This window comes from Azonexus sp. IMCC34839, from assembly GCF_047047955.1.
Taxonomy (GTDB): domain Bacteria; phylum Pseudomonadota; class Gammaproteobacteria; order Burkholderiales; family Rhodocyclaceae; genus Azonexus.
Map to the genome: position 1 here is coordinate 2091569 of NZ_CP150631.1, position 23970 is coordinate 2115538.

The 23970-nt window shown below is 60.7% G+C and carries 27 protein-coding genes and 4 tRNA genes; 9 read left to right on the forward strand and 22 right to left on the reverse strand.

The features are described from left to right. Nucleotides 1-69: 69 nt before the first annotated feature. From rplL to ilvD, 14 genes are all read right to left on the reverse strand, one after another. On the reverse strand, nucleotides 70-444 hold the full coding sequence (rplL, locus tag WIF35_RS10250; RefSeq protein WP_412478120.1) for a 50S ribosomal protein L7/L12: 375 nt from the start codon (nucleotides 442-444) through the stop codon (nucleotides 70-72). Nucleotides 445-482: 38 nt separating this feature from the next. Further along, entirely contained in the window at nucleotides 483-986 is a 504-nt protein-coding gene (gene rplJ, locus WIF35_RS10255; RefSeq protein ID WP_412478121.1) for a 50S ribosomal protein L10, read from the reverse strand. Nucleotides 987-1213: 227 nt separating this feature from the next. Further along, on the reverse strand, nucleotides 1214-1909 hold the full coding sequence (gene rplA / locus WIF35_RS10260) for a 50S ribosomal protein L1 (protein ID WP_412478122.1): 696 nt from the start codon (nucleotides 1907-1909) through the stop codon (nucleotides 1214-1216). A 2-nt stretch (nucleotides 1910-1911) separates the two neighbouring features. Further along, complete coding sequence (rplK, locus tag WIF35_RS10265) at nucleotides 1912-2343, reverse strand: 50S ribosomal protein L11 (RefSeq protein ID WP_412478123.1); 432 nt, start codon at nucleotides 2341-2343, stop codon at nucleotides 1912-1914. Nucleotides 2344-2447: 104 nt separating this feature from the next. Continuing rightward, nucleotides 2448-2981, reverse strand: coding sequence for a transcription termination/antitermination protein NusG (nusG, locus tag WIF35_RS10270; protein ID WP_412478124.1), 534 nt, complete (start codon nucleotides 2979-2981; stop codon nucleotides 2448-2450). Then, a complete protein-coding gene (gene secE / locus WIF35_RS10275; protein ID WP_412478125.1) occupies nucleotides 2978-3331 on the reverse strand; it encodes a preprotein translocase subunit SecE in 354 nt (117 codons plus the stop codon). Before secE ends, nusG begins: the two co-directional genes overlap by 4 nt. Before the next feature lie 24 nt (nucleotides 3332-3355). After that, nucleotides 3356-3431, reverse strand: a tRNA-Trp gene (locus WIF35_RS10280). 61 nt (nucleotides 3432-3492) lie between these two features. Further along, nucleotides 3493-4683, reverse strand: a complete 1191-nt coding sequence (gene tuf / locus WIF35_RS10285) for an elongation factor Tu (protein ID WP_412478115.1) — start codon at nucleotides 4681-4683, stop codon at nucleotides 3493-3495. A 53-nt stretch (nucleotides 4684-4736) separates the two neighbouring features. Then, nucleotides 4737-4811 (reverse strand) — tRNA-Thr (locus WIF35_RS10290). A 30-nt stretch (nucleotides 4812-4841) separates the two neighbouring features. Next, nucleotides 4842-4915: transfer RNA gene (locus WIF35_RS10295), tRNA-Gly, on the reverse strand. 40 nt (nucleotides 4916-4955) lie between these two features. Beyond that, a tRNA-Tyr gene (locus tag WIF35_RS10300) sits at nucleotides 4956-5040 on the reverse strand. A 96-nt stretch (nucleotides 5041-5136) separates the two neighbouring features. After that, entirely contained in the window at nucleotides 5137-5445 is a 309-nt protein-coding gene (locus WIF35_RS10305) for a c-type cytochrome (protein ID WP_412478126.1), read from the reverse strand. Nucleotides 5446-5622: 177 nt separating this feature from the next. Then, the gene (locus tag WIF35_RS10310) at nucleotides 5623-6243 is read right to left on the reverse strand and encodes a LysE family transporter (RefSeq protein ID WP_412478127.1); all 621 of its coding nucleotides are present in this window, start codon (nucleotides 6241-6243) and stop codon (nucleotides 5623-5625) included. Continuing rightward, nucleotides 6240-8096 carry a dihydroxy-acid dehydratase gene (ilvD, locus tag WIF35_RS10315; RefSeq protein WP_412478128.1) on the reverse strand — a complete coding sequence of 619 codons (1857 nt, stop codon included), beginning with the start codon at nucleotides 8094-8096 and terminating at the stop codon, nucleotides 6240-6242. Before ilvD ends, WIF35_RS10310 begins: the two co-directional genes overlap by 4 nt. Nucleotides 8097-8186: 90 nt before the next feature. On the opposite strand from ilvD, the gene lgt reads away from it, so the two are divergent. Genes lgt through WIF35_RS10330 form a run of 3 tightly spaced genes read left to right on the forward strand, consistent with a single transcriptional unit; the run spans nucleotide 8187 to nucleotide 10262 of the window. Next, complete coding sequence (gene lgt / locus WIF35_RS10320) at nucleotides 8187-8978, forward strand: prolipoprotein diacylglyceryl transferase (protein ID WP_412478129.1); 792 nt, start codon at nucleotides 8187-8189, stop codon at nucleotides 8976-8978. A 40-nt stretch (nucleotides 8979-9018) separates the two neighbouring features. Beyond that, nucleotides 9019-9492: a VOC family protein gene (locus WIF35_RS10325; protein WP_412478130.1), complete on the forward strand. Its 474-nt coding sequence runs from the start codon at nucleotides 9019-9021 to the stop codon at nucleotides 9490-9492. 14 nt (nucleotides 9493-9506) lie between these two features. After that, nucleotides 9507-10262 carry a hypothetical protein gene (locus WIF35_RS10330; protein ID WP_412478131.1) on the forward strand — a complete coding sequence of 252 codons (756 nt, stop codon included), beginning with the start codon at nucleotides 9507-9509 and terminating at the stop codon, nucleotides 10260-10262. Here WIF35_RS10330 and WIF35_RS10335 read toward each other — a convergent pair. The 6 genes from WIF35_RS10335 to htpX all read right to left on the reverse strand — a co-directional run bounded on the left by WIF35_RS10335 (nucleotide 10256) and on the right by htpX (nucleotide 18035). Continuing rightward, entirely contained in the window at nucleotides 10256-11179 is a 924-nt protein-coding gene (locus WIF35_RS10335; RefSeq protein WP_412478132.1) for a GAF domain-containing protein, read from the reverse strand. The two genes, WIF35_RS10330 and WIF35_RS10335, sit on opposite strands and share 7 nt — an antisense overlap. A gap of 106 nt (nucleotides 11180-11285) precedes the next feature. Beyond that, nucleotides 11286-11624, reverse strand: coding sequence for a P-II family nitrogen regulator (locus tag WIF35_RS10340; protein ID WP_412478133.1), 339 nt, complete (start codon nucleotides 11622-11624; stop codon nucleotides 11286-11288). After that, on the reverse strand, nucleotides 11621-14731 hold the full coding sequence (locus tag WIF35_RS10345; RefSeq protein ID WP_412478134.1) for an efflux RND transporter permease subunit: 3111 nt from the start codon (nucleotides 14729-14731) through the stop codon (nucleotides 11621-11623). Before WIF35_RS10345 ends, WIF35_RS10340 begins: the two co-directional genes overlap by 4 nt. Continuing rightward, nucleotides 14728-15867 (reverse strand): efflux RND transporter periplasmic adaptor subunit, encoded by a 1140-nt coding sequence (locus tag WIF35_RS10350; RefSeq protein ID WP_412478135.1) that lies wholly within the window; start codon nucleotides 15865-15867, stop codon nucleotides 14728-14730. Before WIF35_RS10350 ends, WIF35_RS10345 begins: the two co-directional genes overlap by 4 nt. Beyond that, complete coding sequence (locus WIF35_RS10355; RefSeq protein ID WP_412478136.1) at nucleotides 15867-17063, reverse strand: TolC family protein; 1197 nt, start codon at nucleotides 17061-17063, stop codon at nucleotides 15867-15869. The genes WIF35_RS10350 and WIF35_RS10355 overlap by 1 nt, the downstream gene beginning before the upstream one ends. A gap of 96 nt (nucleotides 17064-17159) precedes the next feature. Next, nucleotides 17160-18035: a protease HtpX gene (htpX, locus tag WIF35_RS10360; RefSeq protein WP_412478137.1), complete on the reverse strand. Its 876-nt coding sequence runs from the start codon at nucleotides 18033-18035 to the stop codon at nucleotides 17160-17162. Between the two features lie 103 nt (nucleotides 18036-18138). On the opposite strand from htpX, the gene nhaR reads away from it, so the two are divergent. The 6 genes from nhaR to lipA are packed head-to-tail and all read left to right on the forward strand — an operon-like array spanning nucleotide 18139 to nucleotide 22942. Next, complete coding sequence (gene nhaR / locus WIF35_RS10365) at nucleotides 18139-19047, forward strand: transcriptional activator NhaR (RefSeq protein WP_412478138.1); 909 nt, start codon at nucleotides 18139-18141, stop codon at nucleotides 19045-19047. A gap of 34 nt (nucleotides 19048-19081) precedes the next feature. After that, nucleotides 19082-20218: a D-alanyl-D-alanine carboxypeptidase family protein gene (locus WIF35_RS10370; RefSeq protein WP_412478139.1), complete on the forward strand. Its 1137-nt coding sequence runs from the start codon at nucleotides 19082-19084 to the stop codon at nucleotides 20216-20218. Nucleotides 20219-20222: 4 nt separating this feature from the next. Continuing rightward, the gene (locus tag WIF35_RS10375) at nucleotides 20223-21098 is read left to right on the forward strand and encodes a D-amino acid aminotransferase (RefSeq protein WP_412478140.1); all 876 of its coding nucleotides are present in this window, start codon (nucleotides 20223-20225) and stop codon (nucleotides 21096-21098) included. Next, nucleotides 21091-21363 (forward strand): YbeD family protein, encoded by a 273-nt coding sequence (locus WIF35_RS10380; RefSeq protein ID WP_412478141.1) that lies wholly within the window; start codon nucleotides 21091-21093, stop codon nucleotides 21361-21363. Before WIF35_RS10375 ends, WIF35_RS10380 begins: the two co-directional genes overlap by 8 nt. Further along, nucleotides 21364-21981, forward strand: coding sequence for a lipoyl(octanoyl) transferase LipB (gene lipB, locus WIF35_RS10385; protein ID WP_412478142.1), 618 nt, complete (start codon nucleotides 21364-21366; stop codon nucleotides 21979-21981). It begins immediately after the preceding gene. Further along, nucleotides 21974-22942, forward strand: coding sequence for a lipoyl synthase (gene lipA, locus WIF35_RS10390; protein WP_412478143.1), 969 nt, complete (start codon nucleotides 21974-21976; stop codon nucleotides 22940-22942). The genes lipB and lipA overlap by 8 nt, the downstream gene beginning before the upstream one ends. Nucleotides 22943-23005: 63 nt before the next feature. Here lipA and WIF35_RS10395 read toward each other — a convergent pair whose 3' ends face one another. Then, nucleotides 23006-23539 (reverse strand): YMGG-like glycine zipper-containing protein, encoded by a 534-nt coding sequence (locus WIF35_RS10395; RefSeq protein ID WP_412478144.1) that lies wholly within the window; start codon nucleotides 23537-23539, stop codon nucleotides 23006-23008. A gap of 3 nt (nucleotides 23540-23542) precedes the next feature. Continuing rightward, nucleotides 23543-23893, reverse strand: a complete 351-nt coding sequence (locus tag WIF35_RS10400) for a hypothetical protein (protein ID WP_412478145.1) — start codon at nucleotides 23891-23893, stop codon at nucleotides 23543-23545. Nucleotides 23894-23970 lie beyond the last annotated feature (77 nt).

Genomic DNA, 23970 nt, shown 5'->3' on the forward strand with positions numbered 1-23970 from the left:
TTTAAACCTGTTTTACAAAGCACAAAAGGGCTGGTGGCAAAAACCACCAGCCCACGGTACAAAAGTCGATTACTTGAGCTCGACCTTGGCGCCAGCGTCTTCCAGTTGCTTCTTGAGCGCTTCGGCGTCGGCCTTCGGCATGCCTTCCTTGACCGGCTTCGGAGCACCGTCGACCAGGTCCTTGGCTTCCTTCAGGCCCAGGCCGGTAGCGGCACGGACAACCTTGATGACTTCGACCTTCTTGTCGCCGGCGGCAGCCAGGACGACGGTGAAATCGGTCTTCTCTTCAGCAGCAGCGGCAGCGCCACCAGCAGCCGGGCCAGCAACGGCGACGGCAGCGGCGGAAACGCCGAACTTTTCTTCGAATGCCTTGACCAGGTCATTCAGTTCCATAACGGTCAGGGAGCCAACGGCTTCCAGGATGTCTTCTTTGCTAATTGCCATTTCAAACTACTCCTAATTCAGTTCGTATGCGGTAAGGATCAAGCAGCGGTTGCTTCTTCTTCGCGCTTCTTTGCCAGTGCATCCACGGCGCGGACGAAGCCGGCGACCGGAGCTTGCATGACGTACAGCAGCTTGGAGAGCAGCTCTTCGCGGCTCGGGATGGAGGCGAGCGCCTGCACACCGGCTTTATCGAGCACTTTACCGGCATAGGAACCGGCCTTCAGTACCAGCTTGTCGTTGGTTTTTGCGAAGTCGTTGAGGACCTTCGCAGCTGCCACGGGGTCGGCGGAGATGCTGTAAATCAGCGGACCGACCATCTGGTCAGCCAGGCCGGCAAATGGGGTGCCAGCCACCGCGCGACGCACCAGGGTGTTCTTCAGCACGCGCAGATACACGCCAGACTCGCGTGCCTTCTTGCGCAACACGGTGAGATCACCCACTTCGATGCCACGGTATTCGGCAACTGCGATCGTCTGGGCGGTAGCCACTTGGGCCGACACCTCAGCTACGACAGCTTTTTTGTCGTTCAGATTGAGACCCACAGGTCTTTCCTCCTTTCAAGTCCATAACACGGTGGATTTCTCCACCGCACCTACGGCGACCTGAACCAGAAGCTATGCTGCCTGTTGCCAGTCAGCAGAAAATCTTGTTCGGGGACACCGTCTGCGCCGGCCGCTTTCGCGATTAAGCCTCATTACCGAGGCACCTGCGGTCTTTGACGATCCGGTGTGCGCCACTACTGCGGTGCACACCGGCCCAAAGTACTTTTTTAGCCGACCAGGGTAGCCTGGTCGACGCGAACGCCCGGACCCATGGTGGCGGAAACGGCCACCTTCTTCAGGTACTGACCCTTGGACGAGGCCGGCTTGGCCTTGGTCAAGGCATCGATCAGCGCCTTCAGGTTGGTTTCCAGGTTTTCGACAGAGAATGAAGCACGACCGATCGTGGCATGCACGATACCGGCCTTGTCGGTACGGTATTGCACCTGACCGGCCTTGGCATTCTTGACGGCGGTTGCGACATCCATGGTGACGGTACCAACCTTCGGGTTCGGCATCAGGCCACGCGGACCGAGCACTTGACCCAACTGGCCAACGACCTTCATCGCATCCGGCGTAGCGATGACCACGTCGAAGTTCAGGTTACCTGCCTTGACTTCGGCAGCCAGATCGTCGAAACCAACGATATCGGCACCGGCAGCCTTGGCGGCTTCGGCCTTGTCACCCTGGGCGAACACGGCAACGCGCACGGACTTACCGGTACCAGCCGGCAACACGACGGAACCACGGACCACTTGGTCGGATTTACGTGCATCAACGCCGAGGTTGACTGCAACGTCGATCGACTCGTCGAACTTCGCGGTAGCGGTTTCCTTGGCCAACGTCAGAGCTTCCTGAACCGGGTACAGCTTCTGCGCAACGATCTTGCCCTCGAGGGCCTTTTGCTTTTTAGTCAGCTTAGCCATGATTACAGACCCTCCACCGTGATACCCATCGAGCGGGCGGAGCCAGCGATGGTGCGAACAGCCGCTTCCATGTCGGCAGCGGTCAGGTCAGGCATCTTGGTCTTGGCGATCTCTTCGCACTGAGCGCGGGTGATCTTGCCAACCTTGTCGGTATGCGGCTTTGCCGAACCGGACTTGATGCCAGCAGCCTTCTTGATCAGGATGGTGGCCGGCGGGGTCTTCATCACGAAGGTGAAGGACTTGTCCGCATAGGCGGTGATAACAACCGGAATCGGCAGACCAGGTTCGACACCCTGCGTCTGGGCGTTGAACGCCTTGCAGAATTCCATGATATTCAGACCGCGCTGGCCCAGTGCGGGACCGATCGGGGGCGACGGATTCGCCTTGCCGGCCGGCACTTGCAGCTTGATGTAGCCAACAATTTTCTTGGCCATGTTTACTCCTTGTTAATGAGTGGTAACGCGCTTTTATCGGCTTCCCGATGACTTACGCTCCTCTTTGCCGCCATCAGGGTTGGCGAACGGACCCTAAAAACCAATCAGTTCTTTTCGACCTGACCAAATTCGAGCTCCACCGGCGTGGCGCGACCAAAAATAGTCACCGAAACGCGCAGGCGGTTCTTTTCGTAATTCACGTCTTCGACCGAGCCATGGAAATCCGTGAAAGGACCTTCCTTGACGCGAACCACCTCGCCAACTTCGAACAAGATCTTCGGACGCGGCTTTTCCACACCCTCTTGCATCTGCTGCATGATCTTGTCGACTTCCTTCTGGGAAATCGGCGTCGGCTTGTTGGCCGTGCCACCGACAAAGCCAGTGACCTTGGGGGTATTCTTCACCAGGTGCCAGCTGTCGTCATCCATCTCCATTTCAACCAGGACATAGCCCGGGAAGAACTTGCGCTCGGAGATGGCTTTCTGGCCACCCTTCATTTCTACGACTTCCTCGACCGGCACCAGGATGCGACCGAACTTTTCCTGCATGCCCAAGCGGTTAATGCGCTCCTGAATGGCGCGCATCACACTTTTTTCGAAGCCGGAATAGGCATGTACGACGTACCAGCGTTTGCTCATGATTTCTTCCAGCCCAGAATAAGGTCATAAAGAACCCACTCAAGGCTCTTGTCGGTCATGTACAGGACGACAGCCATGATGACAACAAAGGCGAACACTGCACCCGTCGTCTGCATGGTTTCCTTGCGAGTCGGCCAGACAACTTTCTTGGCCTCGACCACGGCTTCGTTGGCGAACAGGAAGAAACGCTGACCCGGCTCGGTTTTCCAAGCCACTGCAGCCGCCAGCGCAACCCCAACGAGAACCGCCAGGACGCGCAAAATCAACGCCTGCTCGGAAAGCAGGTAGAAGCCAGCCACGCCAGCAGCCAGAAGAACCAGCGCCAGCGCAAACTTGATCTTGTCAGCCATGACGTTCGCGATCTTTTTAGAGAGTGGCAGGGGCGGAGGGAATCGAACCCCCGACCTTCGGTTTTGGAAACCGGCGCTCTACCAATTGAGCTACACCCCTGCAGCAGAGACACTAAAGCGCCCCGGTTACCCAGGGCGCCTTAAAACTTTACAACTATCGATTACTCGATGATCTTGGCGACGACGCCGGCGCCGACAGTACGACCGCCTTCACGGATGGCGAAGCGCAGACCTTCTTCCATGGCGATCGGGGCGATCAGCTTGACGGTCATCTGGATGTTGTCACCCGGCATAACCATTTCCACGCCTTCCGGCAGGGAGATCGCGCCGGTCACGTCCGTGGTACGGAAGTAGAACTGCGGACGGTAGTTGTTGAAGAACGGGGTGTGACGACCACCTTCGTCCTTGGACAGAACATAGACTTCGCCGGTGAAGTGGGTGTGCGGGGTGATGGAACCCGGCTTGCACAGCACTTGACCACGCTCGACGTCTTCGCGCTTGGTACCACGCAGCAGGGCGCCGATGTTGTCGCCGGCTTGACCTTGGTCGAGCAGCTTGCGGAACATTTCGACACCGGTACAGGTGGTCTTCTGGGTCGGGCGAATACCGACGATTTCGATTTCTTCGCCAACCTTGATGATGCCGCGCTCGACACGACCGGTCACGACGGTACCACGACCGGAGATGGAGAAGACGTCTTCAACCGGCATCAGGAACGGCTGGTCGATAGCACGCTCCGGGGTCGGGATGTAGGAGTCCAGAGCATCAGCCAGACGGAAGATGGAGGGCTCGCCGATTTCGGACTGGTCGCCTTCCAGGGCCTTCAGTGCGGAGCCGTGGATGATCGGGGTGTCGTCACCCGGGAAGTCGTACTTGGAGAGCAGTTCGCGCAGCTCCATTTCGACCAGCTCGAGCAGCTCGGCATCGTCAACCATGTCGCACTTGTTCATGTACACCAGAACGTACGGCACACCAACCTGGCGAGCCAGCAGGATGTGCTCGCGGGTTTGCGGCATCGGGCCGTCAGCGGCAGAACAAACCAGAATGGCGCCGTCCATCTGGGCAGCACCAGTAATCATGTTCTTGACGTAGTCAGCGTGGCCCGGGCAGTCAACGTGGGCGTAGTGACGGTTGGCGGTTTCGTATTCGACGTGGGCGGTGTTGATGGTGATACCGCGAGCCTTTTCTTCCGGCGCAGCGTCAATTTCATCGTACTTCTTGGCAGCGCCACCAAACTTGGAAGCCAGCACGGTGGTGATTGCAGCGGTCAGCGTGGTCTTACCGTGGTCAACGTGACCAATCGTACCAACGTTCACGTGCGGTTTCGTACGCTCGAATTTTTCCTTAGCCATTCCAGTTCCTCAATAATCAAATAAGTAACAAATCCAGAATCCAAGCTAATCGGTGGTGCCCATGGGCAGGATCGAACTGCCGACCTCTCCCTTACCAAGGGAGTGCTCTACCACTGAGCCACATGGGCCTACCTTAAAACTCCAGCCGTACCGCATCGTGGAGCGGGTGAAGGGAATCGAACCCTCGTCTTAAGCTTGGAAGGCTTCAGCTCTACCATTGAGCTACACCCGCTTATTCCCTGCCCGCAGCACAAGCCGCTACAGCATAAATCTGGTGGAGGGAGAAGGATTCGAACCTTCGAAGGCTGAGCCGACAGATTTACAGTCTGTTCCCGTTGACCGCTTGGGTATCCCTCCGGAGAACCCGAGATTATCCGGACCGACACCCACCCTGTCAACACCTGTAAACGAAAAAAGCCGACCAGTGGTCGGCTTTTCGCTAAGAAAGCGAAATTACTTCTGGGCCAGAACCCAGGTAACCAGCTTCTTGGCTTCGTCGTCGGTGACGTTGTTCGGCGGCATCGGGATTTCCCCCCAAGCGCCCTTGCCACCCGCCTTGACCTTGGCAGCCAGCTTGTCGACAGCGCCCTTGTCGCCCTTGTACTTGGCAGCTACATCCTTGTAGGAGGGACCGACCAGCTTCTTGTCGATAGCGTGGCAGGACATGCAGTTCTTGGCCTTGGCCAGGGCTTCGTCAGCCTGGGCTTGACCAGCCATCACGATACCAGCAGCCGCCATCATGGCAATGTAAACAGCTTTCATTCTCTCGCTCCGTTCAACGGGTTGGTGGGTAGTAGGTAAATCAGCTTTGGATGATAAAACCCTTTGCAGCACCTTGCAAACGGTTCAAGAGCCCGCAACGAGGGCAGAACAAAGAGTTTGTGCATAAACGCACACTCGGAAATAACGCCTTACGAGGACTTAAGTTGACCGCAACAGTCAGACCGGTTTCGAAGAAGCCGCCAATAAGCCCCCAGCCGTCACGAACAAGCCTCCGAAAATCCGGTTTTGCCAACGGATCATCTTGGGATTGTGCAGCCAATCGGCCAGGCGCACAGCGGCGAGCGCATAAAAGGACATCACCACGATATCCGTCCCACACAAGGTGGCGGCGATTTCAGCGTATTGCAGCGGATAGCCGGCAACGGGATCAATGAACTGCGGCACCAGCGCCCCAATGAAAACCACGGCTTTCGGGTTGGTCAAATTGACCAGCATGCCCTGCACGAACAACCCACCGTTCCGAACCGGCAGCGGTTCCGCGTCAGCAGGAATCACCGGTACCCGCCATTTCTGGATGCCCAGCCACAGCAGATAAGCCGCGCCAATGAATTTGACGACGGAGAACGCCCATTCCGAGGCTGCCAACAAAGCGCCCAACCCAAGGGCGACGATTGTCAGATGCGTCAAGATCGCCGCTTGCAGACCGAGAATTGCCGTCAGTGCCGACCCATAGCCGTAACGGAGCCCCGTACTCATGCTGAGCACTGCCCCCGGCCCGGGTGTTACGGCGATCAGGATCGCCGCAACGAGAAACCCAAGCCAGACATGCAGAGTCATTTCCGGCGCTGAATCTGTGTAACGTCGCGCACGGCACCCTTGTCGGCGGAAGTTGCCATCAGGGCGTAGGCCTGCAGGGCAGCGGACACGACGCGCTCACGACTGAGCGGCTTCCAGGCGGCATCGCCCTTGGCATCCATGGCGGCACGACGCTTGGCCAACTCCTCGTCGGAAACAGCCAGCTGGATGCGGCGATTCGGGATATCGATCTCGATGGTGTCGCCTTCCTCGACCAAGCCGATGGCACCACCATCGGCGGCTTCCGGCGAAGCGTGACCGATCGACAGGCCCGAGGTACCGCCGGAGAAACGGCCGTCGGTCAGGAGGGCGCACTCCTTGCCCAGGCCCATCGACTTCAGATAAGAGGTCGGATAGAGCATTTCCTGCATGCCCGGCCCACCCTTTGGCCCTTCGTAGCGGATCACGACAACGTCGCCGGCCACGATTTTTCCACCCAGAATGCTGTCCACCGCAGCATCCTGACTTTCGAACACGCGCGCACGCCCGGTGAACTTCCAGATCGACTCATCGACGCCGGCCGTCTTCACGATACAGCCATCAAGCGCAATGTTGCCGTAGAGCACGGCCAGGCCGCCGTCTTGCGAATAGGCATTGGCCTTGTTGCGGATACAGCCCTGGGTACGGTCGAGATCCAGCTCGGGGTAGCGACGGTTCTGCGAGAAGGCCGTCTGGGTAGGCACGCCGCCCGGTGCGGCCTTGAAGAATTCGAGCACATCCGGTGCCGCGCTATGCGTCACATCATAGGTGTGGATCGCCTCGCCCAGCGTCTTGGCATGGACGGTAGACACCGCCGTATGAATCAAACCGGCACGGTCCAGTTCGGCCAAGATGCCCATGATACCGCCGGCACGGTGCACATCCTCGATGTGATACTTCTGCGTCGCCGGAGCCACCTTGGCCAGGCATGGCGTCTTGCGCGAGATGCGGTCGATATCGGCCATGGTGAAATCGACCAGCGCTTCGCGGGCAGTGGCCAGCAGGTGCAGCACGGTGTTGGTCGAGCCGCCCATCGCCACATCCAGCGTGATGGCGTTTTCGAAAGCAGCCTTGGTCGCGATATTGCGCGGCAGCACCGAAGCATCGTCCTGCTCGTAATAACGCTTGCACAATTCGACCACCAGACGGCCAGCGCGCAGGAAGAGTTGCTTGCGGTCGGCGTGCGTGGCAACGACGGTACCGTTACCCGGCAGCGACAGGCCCAGTGCCTCGGTCAGGCAGTTCATCGAGTTGGCGGTGAACATGCCGGAGCAGGAGCCGCAAGTCGGGCAGGCGGAACGCTCAAATTCCTCGACTTCGGCATCGGAAACGCTCTTGTCGCCGGCCTTGATCATGGCGTCGATCAGGTCGACCTTGATCGTCTGATCCTTCCAGTTCACCTTGCCGGCTTCCATCGGGCCGCCGGAAACGAACACCACCGGAATGTTCAGGCGCATGGCGGCCATCAACATCCCCGGGGTGATCTTGTCGCAGTTCGAGATACAGACCATCGCATCGGCGCAATGAGCATTGACCATGTATTCGACCGAGTCGGCGATCAGGTCGCGCGACGGTAGCGAGTAGAGCATGCCGCCATGGCCCATGGCGATACCGTCATCGATGGCGATGGTGTTGAATTCCTTGGCGATGCCGCCGGCCGCTTCGATCTCGCGCGCTACCAACTGGCCCATATCTTTCAGATGAACATGGCCCGGCACGAACTGGGTGAAGGAATTGACCACGGCGATGATCGGCTTGCCGAAATCGCCGTCCTTCATGCCGGTGGCGCGCCACAGGGCACGCGCGCCGGCCATGTTGCGACCGTGGGTGGATGTACGGGAACGATACTGGGGCATGGCTACTCTCCGTCTGAAACCTGGCGCCGACACTTTGCTGCAAAACGGCGCGAACTATAATCGAGCAATTCTAGCCCACTCAGGCCCTCGATGCTTATTCACCCACAATTCGATCCGGTCGCCTTTTCCGTCGGCCCCTTGGCCGTGCGTTGGTATGGCCTGATGTACATGGTTGCCTTCATCCAGTTCCTGTTGCTCGGCCGTTGGCGCATCCGCCAGGGCGGGCGCCCGGTGACCGCCGAACAACTCGACGACCTGCTCTTTTACGGCATGCTCGGCGTCATCGTCGGCGGGCGGCTGGGCCAGGTACTGTTCTACGAACCGGTCTACTACCTTGCCCACCCGATCGAAATCATGGCCGTCTGGAAGGGCGGCATGAGTTTCCACGGCGGCTTTCTCGGCGTGCTGGTCGCCATGACGTTGTGGGCGCGCAAGGCAAAGCTGGCCTGGTTCGATGTCACCGATTTCGTCGCCCCCCTCGTCCCGCTCGGCCTCGCCGCTGGCCGCCTGGGCAACTTCATCAACGGCGAGTTATGGGGCCGCATTGCCGATCCTTCGCTGCCCTGGGCCATGGTGTTCCCACAAGCCGGCGACATGGAACCGCGACATCCGTCGCAGCTCTACCATATCGGTCTCGAAGGCCTGCTGCTTTTTGCCATTTTATGGCTGTACACCGCAGCACCCCGCCCACGCGGCGCCGCTTCCGGAGTTTTCCTGATCGGCTACGGCTGTTTCCGCTTCATCACCGAGTTCTTCCGCGAACCTGATGCAGGCATATTCGGCCAGTCCTACACCATCAGCATGGGACAATGGCTATCATTGCCCATGGTGCTCGTCGGCATCCTGCTACTGGTTCTCGCCTACCGCCGGAAATCCCTATAATTATGGATTACGTCATCAACTCTCAGACAGGAAACGCGTCATGACTCGTCCGTTCAAGGTTCTCGGCATTCAGCAAATCGCCATCGGCGGCCCGTCCAAGGAAAAGCTCAAGACCCTGTGGGTCGACAAGCTCGGCCTCGAAATCACCGGCAACTTCGTCTCCGAGCGTGAGAACGTCGACGAAGACATCTGCGCCATGGGCACCGGCCCGTTCAAGGTCGAAGTCGATCTGATGCAGCCGCTCGACCCGGAAAAGAAGCCGGCGGTGCACACCACGCCGCTCAACCACGTCGGCCTGTGGATCGACGACCTGCCCAAGGCCGTGGAATGGCTGACCGCCAACGGCGTGCGCTTCGCCCCGGGCGGCATCCGCAAGGGCGCCGCCGGTTTCGACATCTGCTTCCTGCACCCGAAGGGCAATGAGGAATTCCCGATCGGCGGCGAAGGCGTGTTGATCGAGCTGGTCCAGGCCCCGAAGGAAGTTGTCGACGCCTTCGCCAAACTGGCTGGCTGACAACCGCGGACGCCATGGCGGACATCCCGGACGACGAACTCGAGGCGACGCGCAACGCGCTCGCCCCGACCCTGGATGCCACCGCCGCCGTCCTGCCATGGCTGGCCAAAACCCGCGCCCCGCGCTTCGACAAGAAGCTGAATACGCGCTGGATCGAGGCCAGCCAGCGCCTGGCTGCCGCCTGGTCGGAACGACACACCAATCCGGATGCGGAAATCCGGCCGCCGCTATTCGCGCTCTATAGCATTGCGCTCGAAACCGGCGATGCTGATTGCCTGGCCTTCGGCGAGGCCTTGGCGGAAGCCGCAGATCAGCTGGAAAACGGGGAGACGCCGCATCTGGTCGCCGCGCTCAGCGCTGCCATTGAGAGCCTGGTCGAAGCGGAGGGTCTTGAACACCCAACCTTCCCCGAGCGGGCGCAGCATTTTGCCAACCGCCTGGCCAACGCGGCCCGTCTGACGCCCGCCACGGCAGTCCGTTCCCCCACCATCGACCGCCTCTTCGTCGACGAGGCCACCGAGCACATCGAACAGATGCGCTATGCCCTGGCCGTGCTGCCACCCGACGCCCACGCCCTGAAAAACGAAGCCGAAAGCCTGCGTCTGCATGCCGAGCAACTCGAACTCTGGGGTATCGTGCGGGCCGCCAAGGAGTTTTCCGCCACGCTCAATGCCCAGCTCGACCATTTGGACCAGCGAGAGATCCAGGATGAACTTTCCGACCGGATCGAAGCGCTCGCCAGCCTGATCGCCGCAGTACTGGATTACTGAAGCGGCCGATAGCAGGCCAGCACATACTGGCGACCGGCCCCCGCATGCACCGGCTCGGCCGACATCTCCACGGAAACCACAGTGCCATCTGGCCGTTGAATCTCGGTGAGCCACGGGCGGCCCAATTGCCCGGCGAGCATCTGCCGGAACTCGTAACCCATCGCCTCCTGCTGCGCCGGCGGATGCAGTCGCCCTTGATGGCGACCGAGAAGATTGCGCCGGTTGTTACCGAAAAGATTTTCGGCCTTCGCATTCAGATCGAGGATCAGGCCGCTCCCGGCATCGGCCAACACCAAGGCATCGCGCGAGGCGGCAAACACTGCGTCCAGGCGCTCGTTAGCCAGCTGTACATCGCGCCGCGCTTCGCCGGCCTCGAACTCGACCAGGGCCAGAGTCACCAGATTGGCGACGATACGTGCAAACAAGCCATGAATCGGCGTCCAAGGCTGACGCCGACCGACCTGCTCCAGGCAGAATACCCCCTGCAGCTGGCCACGAATGTAGATCGGCGTATCGAGCATGGCGCTGATCCCATGCCGCGGCAGGTAGTCGCTACCGAACTCCGCTGTGGCTGAATGGCTGTAGGGATCGTCGGCGACGATACTGCCGCCCTCTTCGAGCGCTTCGAAATAGGCCGGATAGCGCTCGGCCAACACCGACCCGCCGCTGCTGTGCCGGCCCGAGGCCAGTTCGAACAGCTCGATGCAACGCAACTCACGGTGGTTGTCGGTCAGCGCCCAGATACTGGCGCGTTCGACGCCGCTCATGCGACCGGCCGATTCGGTCAGAACGCTCAACGCCAGTTCCAGCGATGACTCGCTGAGGTAAGCGCCGCGCGACAGGCTGGCGACCCCCTGTAGCAATTCCAGCGATGAAACGAGAAATGGCCCTTCATCCGAAGGAAGCAGATTCTCCATGGCATCCATAAACTTGCCGCAGTCAACGGCCGTACAAGATTTTGGAATTCTAGAGAGTCTGCCCGTCTATTGCCGTGAAATCCACCACGATAGCTTCAGCAGACGCTCATGCCGGATCCGGCATGGTCTTGAAAATGAAAGCGGCACGTTCGACTTCGGTGATCCACACCAAGCCATCGCCATAGTGCCCGGTTTGTGCAATCTCCGTGATGCGCTCGAAAATTCGCTCGGCCACCTCGTCCGGCGCGACGATCTCGACTCGCACCTTCGGCGTATAGTCGGTCAACTCGTCCTTGATCTTCACCTTGGCCGGGATATGGCGGCTCGGCGCGCTACACCCTTCGACCTTGGTCACCGTCATGCCTGGAAAACCAGGCAGCGCGACCAAGGCATCACGCAAGGCGGCCAGTTTGTTCGGGCGGATCACCGCCTTGATCTCTTTCATGCCTCGACCTCCTCTTCGTCGAACCAGCGGTAAATGGTTGGCAACACCACCAGGGTCAGCAGCGTTGAGGTAATCAGCCCACCGATAACCACGATGGCCAGCGGGCGCTGGACTTCAGACCCCGGCCCGGTGGCAAACAGGAATGGAATCAGACCGAGCATGGCGACAGTAGCTGTCATCATGACCGGACGGAAACGCAAGGTTGCTCCCTCGATGACCGCTTCACGCACGCGACGCCCTTGCTCGCGCAAGCCACGGATGTAGGAAACCAGTACGACGCCATTGAGCACCGCGATGCCCCACAGCGCGATGAACCCAACCGAGGCCGGCACCGACAGATACTCCCCGGTCAGGAAGAGTCCGACAATCCCGCCAATCGAGGCGAAGGGCAGCACAGTAATGATCAGCGTGGCGTAGCGCAAGGAATTGAAGAGCAGGAAGAGCAGGAAGAAGATCGCCGCGATGGTGATCGGGATGATCACCTTCAGGTGCCCCAAGGCCCGCTCCATGTTCTGGAACTGACCGCCCCACTCCAGGTAGTAACCTTCCGGCAGCTTTACCTGTTTTTCCACCTTCTGCTGCAACTCGGCGACAAAGCTGCCGAGGTCGCGGTCCTTGACGTTCACGCCAACCACGATGCGTCGCTTGCCCAATTCACGAGAAATCTGCGCCGGGCCATCGGCAACGCGGATCTTCGCCACATCGGCCAGGCGCGCCTGGGCGCCGCTATGCGAGGTCAGCAGGATGTTCGAAATGGCCTCGATGTTGTCACGGAAGCGCTCCGGCAAACGCACGACTGCCGGGAAGCGACGTTCACCTTCGTAAATTTCGCTGGCCTGCTTGCCGCCGACCGCCGTCTCGATCAGGTCGTTGATGTCGGAAACGTTGAGTCCGAGACGAGCGATGGCCTGACGATCGATCTCGATACTCAGATACTGCTGCCCGCTGATCCGCTCGATACGTAGATCCTGCGCGCCGCGTAGCGACTGGGCCACTTTGCCGATCTGGCCCGCCACCTTGCGCAACTGATCGAGATCGTCGCCAAACACCTTGACCGCAATGTCAGAACGCACGCCGGTCACCATTTCGTCCACGCGGTCGGATATCGGCTGAGCCATGACGATCTGTACACCGGGTAGCGCCTTCAGCTTTTCACGCATCGCGTCCTGAATATCGTCCTGCGACCAGCCGGAAGGCCATTCGCTACGCGGTTTCAGGCTGACGATCGGAGTCGACTCGTTCGGCCCCTGCGGGTCGGCCGGCGACTCGCCCCGACCAACGCCGGATACTGCCGACTTGACCCCGGGAACCTCCATGACGAGGCGCATTGCCTCCATTTCCATCTTGATCGATTCGTCCAAGGAAATATTCGGCACGCGGTTGATGCCGGGCACGACCGAACCTTCCTTCATTTCCGGAATGAAGGCCGTGCCGAGGAAGGGCAGCATGCCGATGGACAACACGAAGGCACCGACCGCGACAACGACTGTCTTCTTCTCGCTACCCAAGGCCGAATGCAACAATTTCAGGTAACGCGACTTCATCATGGCGATCAGCTTGGTATCGTGATCGCCGTCGTGTGCCGGCGGCTTGAGCAGGTAGGTCGACATCACTGGTGTCAGCGACAAGGACAAGACCAAGGAAATCGCCAGCGCGATGGCAATGGTGTAGGCCAGCGGCGCAAACATCTTGCCTTCCATACCCTGCAGGGTCATCAAGGGCAGGAAGACCAGGATGATGATGCCGACGCCGAAGATGACCGGCGTCGCCACTTCGACCACCGCGCGCAGGATGATGCGTGTCGTGCTCTCGCCACTTTGTGAAGCCCGGCCCAACTGGGCAAAGGCGTTCTCCACGACGACCACCGAGCCGTCCACCATCAGACCGATGGCGATGGCGAGACCGCCGAGCGACATCAGGTTGGCCGAGATGCCCAGCTTGTTCATCGCCATGAAAGTCAGCAACGGCGTCAGAATCAGTGTGGCAACCACGATGACCGAGGAGCGCACGTCACCGAGAAAGAGGAAGAGCACCACGACGACCAGCACGACGCCTTCGAGCAGCACCTTGGTCACCGTCCACAAGGCAGAGTCGACCAGTTCCGATCGATCGTAGTAAGGCACGATCTTCAGGTTGTCCGGCAGCATGCCCTTGGCGTTGATCTCGTCCACGCGCGCCTTGATCCGGCTGACCACCTGTTTGGCGTTGCCGCCGGCGATCATCATGACCACGCCGCCGACCGCTTCGGTCGTGCCGTTCTTGATCACCGCACCCTGGCGCACCTCATGGCCGATCTGAACTTCGGCCACATCGCGCACATAGACCGGCACGCCATCCTTTTCCTTGAGCACGATGGCGCGGATATCCTCGACGTCGCGCACCAGGCCGATACCGCGAATCAGATACTGCTCGGCATACTGGGGCAGCACGCCACCGCCGGCATTGGCGTTGTTGCGGGCGACCGCCTGATAGACGTCGCTGACCGAAATACCAAAGTGACGCAGACGGTCCGGGTTCACCAAAACCTGGTATTGCTTGGCAAAGCCGCCCTGTGAGTTGATTTCTGCCACGCCCGGAATCGAACGCAAGAGCGGACGAACCACCCAGTCTTGGGCAATACGACGCTGCATCAACTCTTCCTGGCTTAGCGCCCGATTGCCGTCGTCGCTACGCTCCAGAGTGTATTGATAAACCTCACCCAGACCGGTCGACACCGGGCCGAGCACCGGCGTAATACCCTCCGGCAAACGCGAGCCGACCTCGAGCAGGCGCTCCATGACCAACTGACGGGCAAAATAGACGTCGGTCGCATCGGTAAACACCAGCGTAATCAACGACAAGCCGGGTTTGTTCAGCGAACGCATTTCCTCGAGCCCCGGCAGACCAGTCATCGCCACTTCGAGCGGAACGGTGGCGAAACGCTCGACTTCCTCCGGCGAACGGCCCGGTGCCTCGGTAGCGATCTGCACCTGGACGTTGGTGACATCCGGGAATGCATCGACCGATAGTTTCTGGGCCGCGTTAAGCCCGAAAAAGAAGAGTACGGCGGCGATAACCGCGACGATCAGGCGCTGCTTGAGCGCACTGCGAACCAGTGACTCGATCACGCGCCCTCCATTTCCTTGCGGTTGCGTTCGTTATTTAGATGGAAGGCCCCATCGACGACGATGCGTTCGCCTCCCTTCAAGCCGGAAAGGACGACCCGCTTGCCCTCATGGTCCGGACTGAGTTTCACCTTGACCAAGCGGAAGACGCCGTCGTCCTCGGCAACGAAGACGTGATCCACGTCCTCCTCGCGCACCACGGCCTTGGATGGAATGACCAGGCGCTCGACCGGCTTGGCCTCGATCAGCATCGAAGCCAGCATGGCCGGCTTGAGGCGACCGTCGGCATTGTCGAGTTCGGTTCTCACCAGTACGGTGCGGGTTTCGGGATCGACCGTCTGACCGACAAAAATCAGCTTGCCGACCAGTTTTTCGTTACCCAAGGCCGGCACCTCGATGGTCACCGACTGGCCAGCCTTGACCAGTCCCACCTGTTGTTCCGGCACCTGCGCCACCGCCCACAAGCGGGACAGATCAGCCACCATGAACAGGGCATCGGCCGGCTGAACGACCTGTCCCTGCGCCAGCTTGCGCTCGACAACCACGCCGGCCAGCGTGGCAACCACCGGCGTCACCGAATTGACTTCGCCATGGCTACCCAATTTGGCGATGGCTGCCGGCGAAACGCCGAGCAACTGGAGTTGATCAGCCGCTGCTCGCGTTTCGGCCAGCGCAATCTGATATTCGCTTTCGCGTCGCTGCAATTCCGCTGCGCCGATCACGTCAGCCTCGAACAAGGCCTTGGCGCGCTCGGCATTGCGCTTGTTCAGTTCAAGTTGCGCCTTGGCTTTCAGGTAGGCCAATTGCTGTTGCGACAACTCGCTACTGTTCAGGTGGGCAAGGACATCGCCCTTGCGCACGACCTGACCGAGCTTGGCATCGATCTCCGTCACGCGGCCGGTAATGGTTGCCCCGATGCGAGCCACCCGCTGTTCGTCGAAGTCGATACGGCCAGCCACGCGTAGGGTTTCGTTGACCAGGGCGGTCTTCACTTCCGCCAATTGCAGTTGGTTGCGCAATTCCTCGGCCGGAACGACCACCGTCGGATCGTTGGCTTGCTGTGCCGATTTCTTGTTGTCATCCTGGTTACAGCCCAGGAGCACTGCTGCGGTGCACACCGCAATCAGGGCATTTTTCATTACTGTTTTCCTCCGGGAGTCGCACGCAGGCGCTCGATTTCAACCCAAGCCGCAGCCAATTCGTAGCGGGCCGCGATCAGTTCGACACGCGCAGCCCGATAGACACGCTGAGCGTCAAGTACTTCGATAAAGCCCCGCTCGCCAAAACGATAGGCGGCCGCCGCAATCTTCAGCGCTTCTTCAGCCTGACGGACAATGCCGGACTCCAAGGCATTGACCTGGGCCTGGGCAATTTCATACTGCTGGTAAGCCACTTCCAGCTGTTTCTGCTGTGAGAATTGCTGTGCTTCCAGTTCGTAGCGAGCCCGCGTCAGATGCGCCGAAGCCTCGCCCACCGGGCCGCTACGCCGATCCCACAAGGGAATGGACATCACGACACCGAGCTTGTTGGCGCGGACATCCGGATCTTCATCCATCGAAGCCTTGACTGCGAGATTGGGCCAACGCTGACGACGCTCCAGGTCGAGTTGGCGCTCGGCACGCACCAATTCGGCGCGTGCACGCGCCAAATCGGGACTTCCCGTTTCCACTTCCTTGCGCAATATTTCCAGAGACGGTAGGTCAGGAACGCTGCTCAGACGACCCGCCAAACTGAATGTCGGCGGCAACTCATTACCGACTGCCTGGCGCAACAATGAACGCGCCTGCTCGACGCGAAAACCCGCGACCTGCGCAGCCTTCTGCGCATTCAACAACTCGGTATCGGCCTTGATCAACTCAAAGCGAGCGGCCTCCCCAGTCTCGACACGCAAAGCAATACGTGAGCGCACACTTTCCATGGAAGCCAGATCTTCCCTGGCGTTACGTTGCTCCGCTTCACGGCGGAGAACTTCGTAGTAACGCAAACGCAGACGCGCCAGAACCTCGGCCTCAAAGCCACGATTGGCCGCCGAGGTAGCTTCCAATCCCGCTTCGGCTGCGCCGATGCGCGATGAGCGCACCCACGGCATATCGAGCGGTTGGGTCAGGGCGACGCTGCGCGCATCACCCAGGTTGCCACCGACGCCACGCGCCCTTTGCGAGCCGCTCAAATACTCCAGCTCGGGATTGGGAAAGGCAGCCGCCGTATTGACCGCCGCCCGTGCCGCATCGACCGCGCTACGCCCGGCCAGCACGGCCCGGCTGCTTTGCAGCGCCAGGCTTTCCAGTTTCGCCAAATCGTAATCGGTCTGTGCCCAACCCATCTGGGAAAGCATGGCCAGACCAAGCCATAGAACAGTTTTTGTGCATCGCATCATGGCGCAACTTTATCAAACCCGAACCTAGTTTGTCAGCTTTTGGTCAGCTTTCTGTCAGCGAACTGACAGCGCTGCAATTCTCTCTTCCAGCGGCGGATGGGTGGCAAACAGGGCCATCAGGCCTTGCCCGCCGGCGATTCCCGAGGCCGCCATGTTCTGCGGCAACGGCTCGGTATGCAGGCCACCCAGACGACGCAAGGCGTTCTGCATCGGCACCGCCGATCCCATCAGGCGAGCCGCACCGGCATCGGCCCGGAACTCGCGCTGGCGAGAGAACCAAGCAACGATCATGCTAGCCAACACACCAAAGACCACTTCGCAGATCATGCTGGTCACCATGTAACCAATCCCCGGACCACTGCTTTCCTCATCGTTGCGGCGCAGGAAGCTATCGACGACATAACCGACGATGCGCGACAGGAAAATCACGAAGGTGTTCACCACGCCCTGGATCAGGGTCAGGGTAACCATGTCGCCGTTGGCAATGTGCGCCACCTCGTGCGCCAACACCGCCTCGGCTTCCTCGCGGCTCATGCTCTGTAGCAAGCCGGTGGAAACCGCGACCAGAGAACTGTTCTTGGTCGCACCGGTAGCGAAGGCATTCGGTTCGCCGTCGTAAATCGCCACCTCAGGCATGGGCAGACCCGCCTTGTCGGCCAACTTGGCCACCGTGTCGACCAGCCAGACTTCGGTGGAACTACCGGGATGCTCGATAACCCGCGCCCCGGTGCTCCACTTCGCCATGCTCTTGGACATCAGTAGCGAAATGAAGGCGCCGCCAAAACCGATCACACCGGCGAAAACAAGCAGCATGCCGAGGTTGAGACCATTGGCGGTCAGGAATTTGTTGACGCCGAGCAGGCTCGTTACGACGCTAAGCACCAACATCACCGCGAGGTTGGTCAGCAGGAAGAGAACGATACGTTTCATGTCTTGACTCCTTTGGACATACACGAGCGCACTCTAGTGCATTGCACAAACCTTAAAAAGCGGAGCAAAATTGAAAAACCATTCGATTTTTTCTGCTGAACTCATGAACAACCTCAACTTCAAGCACCTCCACTATTTCTGGGTCGTCGCACACGAGGGCAGCATTACCCGTGCTGCCGAGAAACTTGGCGTCGCGGTGCAAACCATCAGCGGACAGCTTTCCATTCTGGAAAAGCAACTGGGCAAGGCCCTCTTCAACAGCCAGGGGCGCGGCCTGGTGCTCAACGAGGCCGGCCGGGTTGCACTCGGCTACGCCGACCAGATATTCCAGCTCGGCGAAGCCCTGATCGATGCCGTGGAAAACTCGGACAGCGAAACCACCCTGCGCTTGCGGGCGGGCATTTCCGACGGCATTCCGAAGCTGCTCGCCTACCGCCTGCTCTCCAATGTCACCGCGATGCCAGTCGATGTCCGCCTGATTTGCGATGAAGGCGAGTTCGAAGGACTGCTCGCCGATCTTGCCCTGCACCGCCTCGATGTCGTGCTGACCGACCGCCCCGCACCAACCGGCGGCAACCTGAAGGTGTTCAGCACCCGTCTGGGCGACTTCGCCACCGGACTGTTCGCTACCCAGGCCATCGCCGACCGGCTGGCAGGAGAATTCCCGCATTGCCTCAATGGCGCCCCGCTTCTGCTGCCGACCCGACATCATGCCCTGCGCAGCCACATTGACCGCTGGCTCGAAAGCAACGATCTGCACCCGAAAATCGTCGGCGAATTCGAGGACAGCGCCCTGCTCAACACTTTCGGCCGCGAAGGACTGGGCATCTTTCCCGCCCCCCTCGCGTTGGCGGAACAAATCGCCAGCCAGCTCTCGGCGCAACCGGTTGGGGAAATGCATGGAGTTTGCGAGCATATCTACGCCATCTCGAACGAGCGGCGCATCCGCCACCCGGCGATAGAAGTCCTGTGCGCCGGCGCATCCCAGTCGCCGACCGTGGCGGGGGTATAATTTTCGCCCCCGACGCAATCCGAGAAACCATTCCATGCTGTTCCGCCAAGCCATCATCCTCGCCACCAGCCTGTTCGCCCTGAATGCGGCACAGGCCCAGCAAGCCCCCGTACCGCCCAGCCTTGCCGCCAAGTCCTGGCTGCTACTGGAAATGGGGTCCGGCCAAGTACTTTCCGCCGAAAAGCCCGACGAGCGCCTTGAGCCGGCCTCGCTGACCAAACTGATGACGGCCTACCTGACCTTCTCGTCACTGCACAAGAAGACGCTGGCCCTGAACCAGCCGTTGCCGGTATCGCAGAAGGCCTGGAAAACCGGCGGCTCCAAGATGTTCATCAAGGTCGACACCCAAGTCGAGGTCGAAGACCTGATCAAGGGCATGATCGTGCAATCCGGCAACGACGCCTGCGTCACCCTGGCCGAAGGCATCGCCGGCAGCGAAGAAAACTTCGCCCAAATGATGAACCGCGAAGCGCAGCGTCTGGGCATGAAGAACTCCCACTTCATGAACTCGACCGGTTTGCCCGACCCGAACCACTACACCACGGCACGCGACCTTTCGTTACTCGCCGGTGCGCTGATCCGCGACTTCCCCGAGGAGTACAGGAAGTACTACTCAATGAAGGAGTTCCGCTACAACAACATCACCCAGCCGAACCGCAACCGCCTGCTCTACATCGATCCCACCGTCGACGGCGTCAAGACCGGCCACACCGATGCTGCTGGCTATTGCCTGATTTCCTCCGCCCTGCGCGACAAACGCCGCCTGCTTTCCGTCGTGCTCGGCACGGCCTCCGACAACGCCCGCGCCACCGAGTCGCAGAAGCTGCTGAACTGGGGCTTCCTGGCCTACGAGCCAGTGCCGGTCTACACCTCGGCCCAACCGCTGGCCCCGCTGCGCGTCTGGAAGGGCGCCCAGAGCGAGGTCAAGGTCGGCTTCGCCAACGACATCTCGATCGCCGTGCCGAAGGGCCTGGGCGACAAGGCGACCACCCAGTTCGTGCCTCAGCCGCGCCTGATCGCTCCAATCCAGGCCGGCCAAGCCGTCGGCGTGCTCAAGGTAACGATCGACGGCAAACCTTACGGCGAATACACGGCCACCGCCCTTGAAAATATCGAACTCGGCAATATCTTCATTCGACTCTTCCACACCATCCGTCTCTGGTTCGTCTAACCCCATGACCCCATTCGTCGCCGACCCCGTTTACCTGAACGGCCAGTTCCTGCCGCTTAACGAAGCCGGCGTGTCGCCGCTCGACCGCGGTTTCTTGTACGGGGATGGCGTCTATGAGGTCATCCCGGTCTATTCGCGCAAAGCCTTCCGCATCGACGAACACCTGAAGCGTCTTCAGGCAACGTTGGACGGCATCAAGCTGCGCAACCCACTGGCGGCGCACGAGTGGAAATCGGTGATTTTCAAGTTGATCGAAGCGGCCCCCTGGGACGACCAATCGATCTACCTGCAAGTCACGCGTGGCGCCGATGACAAGCGCGACCACGCCTTCCCGCCGCTGAGCGTGCCGCAGACCGCCTTCGCCTTCGCCTCGCCGCTGGTCACCACGTCGGCCGAGGTCAGGGCCAAGGGCGTCGCCGCCATCACGGTGCCCGACTTGCGCTGGTCGCGTTGCGACCTCAAGGTCGTCTCGCTGCTGGCCAACGTGCTGGCCCGCCAGGAAGCGGTGGAGCAAGGCTGCGCCGAGGCGCTGCTGATCCGTGACGGCTACCTGAAGGAAGGCGCCGCCTCCAACATCTTCATCGTCAAGGACGGCCTGCTGCTGGCGCCGCCCAAGACTCACCTGATGCTGCCCGGCATCACCTACGACGTCATCCTCGAACTGGCAGAACACCACGGCCAGCCGCTCGAGGTGCGCGAAATCACCGAAACGGAACTTCGTGCCGCCGACGAGGTCTGGATGACCTCATCGACCAAGGAAATCCTCGCCATCACCACGCTCGACGGCCAGGCTGTCGGCACGGGCGAGCCCGGCCCCTACGGCGAGAAGATGTGGCAGTGGTATCAGGACTTCAAGAACACGGTAATGCGCAATGGCTGATCAGCAACAAGAAACCCTCCTCGAATTCCCCTGCGACTTCCCATTGAAGATCATGGGCAAGGCCGAGGACGAACTGGCGCAGGCCGTGCTCGCCATCGTCACCAAACACGCCCCCGGCTTCGACGGGGCGACGATGGAAATGCGTGCCAGCTCGGGCGGCAAGTACGTCAGCCTGACCTGCACCGTGGTCGCCACCTCCAAGCCGCAACTCGACGCGCTATATATGGAGCTGACCTCGCACCCGCTGGTCAAGGTCGTCCTCTAAGTGACCATCGTCGTCAAACGCCTGGGCCGGGTCGATTACGAGCCGGTTTTTGCCCAAATGCAGGCGTACACCGCAGCACGCACGGCGGAATCGCCGGACGAACTGTGGATCGTCGAACACCCGCCGGTCTATACCCTCGGCCAGGCCGGCAAGCCGGAGCACATCCTGCGCGACGTCAGCATTCCGCTGGTCAAGATCGACCGCGGCGGCCAGGTCACCTACCACGGCCCCGGCCAGGTGGTGATCTACCTGCTGCTCGACCTGTCGCGCCTGAAGATCAAGGTGCGCGAACTGGTCACGGCCATCGAGCAAGCCGTCATCGATCTGCTGGCCGACTACGGCGTCACCGCCGAGCGGCGCGATGGCGCCCCCGGGGTCTATGTCGGCGACGCCAAGATCGCCGCCCTTGGCCTGCGCATCCGTAACGGCTGCTCGTATCATGGCGTCTCGCTCAACGTGGACATGGATCTCACCCCGTTCGACGCGATCAACCCCTGCGGCTATCCGGGGCTGAAAGTCATTCAAACCAAAGACCTGAACATTCCGCTCACCGCTCACGAGGCGGGCGAGCGTCTTTCCGACCACCTGCTACGGCAACTGGACAAACAACATGGCTGAAACCAAGGCTGAAGGCACCAAGCAAAAAGGCGTCAAACAGAAGGGCGAACTGAAAACCGCGCGCATTCCCATCAAGATCGTGCCGGTCGACACCCCGCTCAAGAAACCCGACTGGATTCGCGTCAAGGCCGGCAACAGCGCCGGCCGCTTCGGCGAGATCAAGTCCATGCTGCGCGAGCGCAAGCTGCACACCGTCTGCGAGGAAGCGACCTGCCCGAACATCGGCGAATGCTTCGGCCGCGGCACCGCCACCTTCATGATCCTCGGCGACATCTGCACCCGCCGCTGCCCGTTCTGTGACGTCGGCCACGGCCAGCCGCTGCCGCCCAACCCGGACGAGCCGGCCCAACTGGCTGAATCGGTCGCCGCGCTGAAGCTGCGCTACGTCGTCATCACCAGCGTCGACCGCGATGACCTACGCGACGGCGGCGCCCAGCACTTCGTCGACGTCATCCGCGCCGTGCGCGAAGCCTCTCCGACCACTACCATCGAGACGCTGGTCCCCGACTTCCGTGGCCGCATGGACATCGCCCTCGATGCGCTCGGCCAGTGCCTGCCCGACGTGCTCAACCACAACATGGAAACGGTGCCCCGCCTGTACAAGCAGGCTCGTCCCGGCGCCGACTACAAGCACTCGCTGGAATTCCTCAAGCAGTTCAAGGCGCGCTATCCGCAGGTCAACACCAAGTCCGGCCTGATGGTCGGCCTCGGCGAAACCGACGAGGAAATCCTCGAAGTGATGCGCGACCTGCGTGCCCACGACGTCGACATGCTGACCATCGGCCAGTACCTGGCGCCGTCCGGCCACCACTTGCCGGTGACGCGCTACGTGCATCCGGACGTCTTCAAGATGTACGAGGAAGAAGCCAGGAAGATGGGCTTCTCCGGCGCCGCCTGCGCGCCGATGGTGCGCTCCAGCTACTGGGCCGACCAGCAAGCCCATACCGCTGGCGTCGCCTGAGCGACCTGAACGGGCAAAAAGAAAGGGCAGCTGCGGTGCACTGCCCTTTTTTGCCAAAAACCGTTATTTGCCGGGAGGCGGCGGCGGAGGAGCGCCCGGAGGCGGCGGCGGGATCCCCGCCTCCTGCGCCTTGACCGGCGCCGAATAGCTCATGTTCGCCGGCACCGGCACGCGGTGCCCCTTGGCGTACATGCACTGGATATAGGCATTGTCATACTGGCGCTGGGTGCCGATACCCGAACTGCGCGCCGCATCGCTGCCAACGGCGCCACCGGCCAGCAAGCCGACCCCGGCCCCGACCGCTGCGCCGCGCGCATCGCCACCGATCGCCGCGCCAGCCAACGCACCGACCGCCGTTCCCACGGCGGCGCTGGTCACAGCCGATTCCTTCTGCGCATCGCCGGCCGTCTTGCCGCCGATCTGATAATGCGCGTACTGGCGGCACTCGACATCGTCGGCCCGGAAACGATCGAAGCTCTGTCCCGTCCCCGGCAGAACCATCACGCTCGGCCCAGTCGGCATTACCGTACACGCGCCGAGCAGCAACACCGAAGCGGCTATCGCCGTGCGCCGCATCACCTTCTTGTAATCAGTCATGGCTCATTTCTCCGGTTGCGGCAGCACACGCTGCCAACCTTCCGGGCACTCCTTGACATAAGGGTAGTAGCCCTTGGCACTCTTGCAGTAATACCAGTATTGCTGCGTCTGCTGTTGTTCGGCCGGTGGATTCTGCTCGATATAGACCGGCGGCTGCGTAGGCGGAACGACGATCACCTGCTGCGGCGGATAGTAGTAAGGCGGTGGATACCAATAAGGACTCCACGCCGGCCCCCAGACCACCGGCGGGCCGATGTAGACGCCGACCCGCGCACGCGGCCCATGCGCCCAAGCGCTGCTAAGTGCAGTCAGCAACAGCGCAAGGCCAATCACGGCGAATTTCAGTGCTTTCATGCTGGCACCCGTTCTTCCTTGGTTCGTGCTTTCAAGATAGTCGAATTATCGGCAAAGCGAGGTCAGCAAGTTGCTAC

Excerpts from the sequence above, each read along its gene's own strand:
- rplL (WP_412478120.1), bottom strand. The coding sequence starts at position 444 with ATGGCAATTAGCAAAGAAGACATCCTGGAAGCCGTTGGCTCCCTGACC.
- rplA (WP_412478122.1), bottom strand. The coding sequence starts at position 1,909 with ATGGCTAAGCTGACTAAAAAGCAAAAGGCCCTCGAGGGCAAGATCGTT.
- rplK (WP_412478123.1), bottom strand. The coding sequence starts at position 2,343 with ATGGCCAAGAAAATTGTTGGCTACATCAAGCTGCAAGTGCCGGCCGGC.
- nusG (WP_412478124.1), bottom strand. The coding sequence starts at position 2,981 with ATGAGCAAACGCTGGTACGTCGTACATGCCTATTCCGGCTTCGAAAAA.
- secE (WP_412478125.1), bottom strand. The coding sequence starts at position 3,331 with ATGGCTGACAAGATCAAGTTTGCGCTGGCGCTGGTTCTTCTGGCTGCT.
- tuf (WP_412478115.1), bottom strand. The coding sequence starts at position 4,683 with ATGGCTAAGGAAAAATTCGAGCGTACGAAACCGCACGTGAACGTTGGT.
- WIF35_RS10305 (WP_412478126.1), bottom strand. The coding sequence starts at position 5,445 with ATGAAAGCTGTTTACATTGCCATGATGGCGGCTGCTGGTATCGTGATG.
- WIF35_RS10310 (WP_412478127.1), bottom strand. The coding sequence starts at position 6,243 with ATGACTCTGCATGTCTGGCTTGGGTTTCTCGTTGCGGCGATCCTGATC.
- ilvD (WP_412478128.1), bottom strand. The coding sequence starts at position 8,096 with ATGCCCCAGTATCGTTCCCGTACATCCACCCACGGTCGCAACATGGCC.
- lgt (WP_412478129.1), top strand. The coding sequence starts at position 8,187 with ATGCTTATTCACCCACAATTCGATCCGGTCGCCTTTTCCGTCGGCCCC.
- WIF35_RS10325 (WP_412478130.1), top strand. The coding sequence starts at position 9,019 with ATGACTCGTCCGTTCAAGGTTCTCGGCATTCAGCAAATCGCCATCGGC.
- WIF35_RS10330 (WP_412478131.1), top strand. The coding sequence starts at position 9,507 with ATGGCGGACATCCCGGACGACGAACTCGAGGCGACGCGCAACGCGCTC.
- WIF35_RS10335 (WP_412478132.1), bottom strand. The coding sequence starts at position 11,179 with ATGGAGAATCTGCTTCCTTCGGATGAAGGGCCATTTCTCGTTTCATCG.
- WIF35_RS10340 (WP_412478133.1), bottom strand. The coding sequence starts at position 11,624 with ATGAAAGAGATCAAGGCGGTGATCCGCCCGAACAAACTGGCCGCCTTG.
- WIF35_RS10350 (WP_412478135.1), bottom strand. The coding sequence starts at position 15,867 with ATGAAAAATGCCCTGATTGCGGTGTGCACCGCAGCAGTGCTCCTGGGC.
- WIF35_RS10355 (WP_412478136.1), bottom strand. The coding sequence starts at position 17,063 with ATGCTTTCCCAGATGGGTTGGGCACAGACCGATTACGATTTGGCGAAA.
- htpX (WP_412478137.1), bottom strand. The coding sequence starts at position 18,035 with ATGAAACGTATCGTTCTCTTCCTGCTGACCAACCTCGCGGTGATGTTG.
- nhaR (WP_412478138.1), top strand. The coding sequence starts at position 18,139 with ATGAACAACCTCAACTTCAAGCACCTCCACTATTTCTGGGTCGTCGCA.
- WIF35_RS10370 (WP_412478139.1), top strand. The coding sequence starts at position 19,082 with ATGCTGTTCCGCCAAGCCATCATCCTCGCCACCAGCCTGTTCGCCCTG.
- WIF35_RS10375 (WP_412478140.1), top strand. The coding sequence starts at position 20,223 with ATGACCCCATTCGTCGCCGACCCCGTTTACCTGAACGGCCAGTTCCTG.
- WIF35_RS10380 (WP_412478141.1), top strand. The coding sequence starts at position 21,091 with ATGGCTGATCAGCAACAAGAAACCCTCCTCGAATTCCCCTGCGACTTC.
- lipA (WP_412478143.1), top strand. The coding sequence starts at position 21,974 with ATGGCTGAAACCAAGGCTGAAGGCACCAAGCAAAAAGGCGTCAAACAG.
- WIF35_RS10395 (WP_412478144.1), bottom strand. The coding sequence starts at position 23,539 with ATGACTGATTACAAGAAGGTGATGCGGCGCACGGCGATAGCCGCTTCG.
- WIF35_RS10400 (WP_412478145.1), bottom strand. The coding sequence starts at position 23,893 with ATGAAAGCACTGAAATTCGCCGTGATTGGCCTTGCGCTGTTGCTGACT.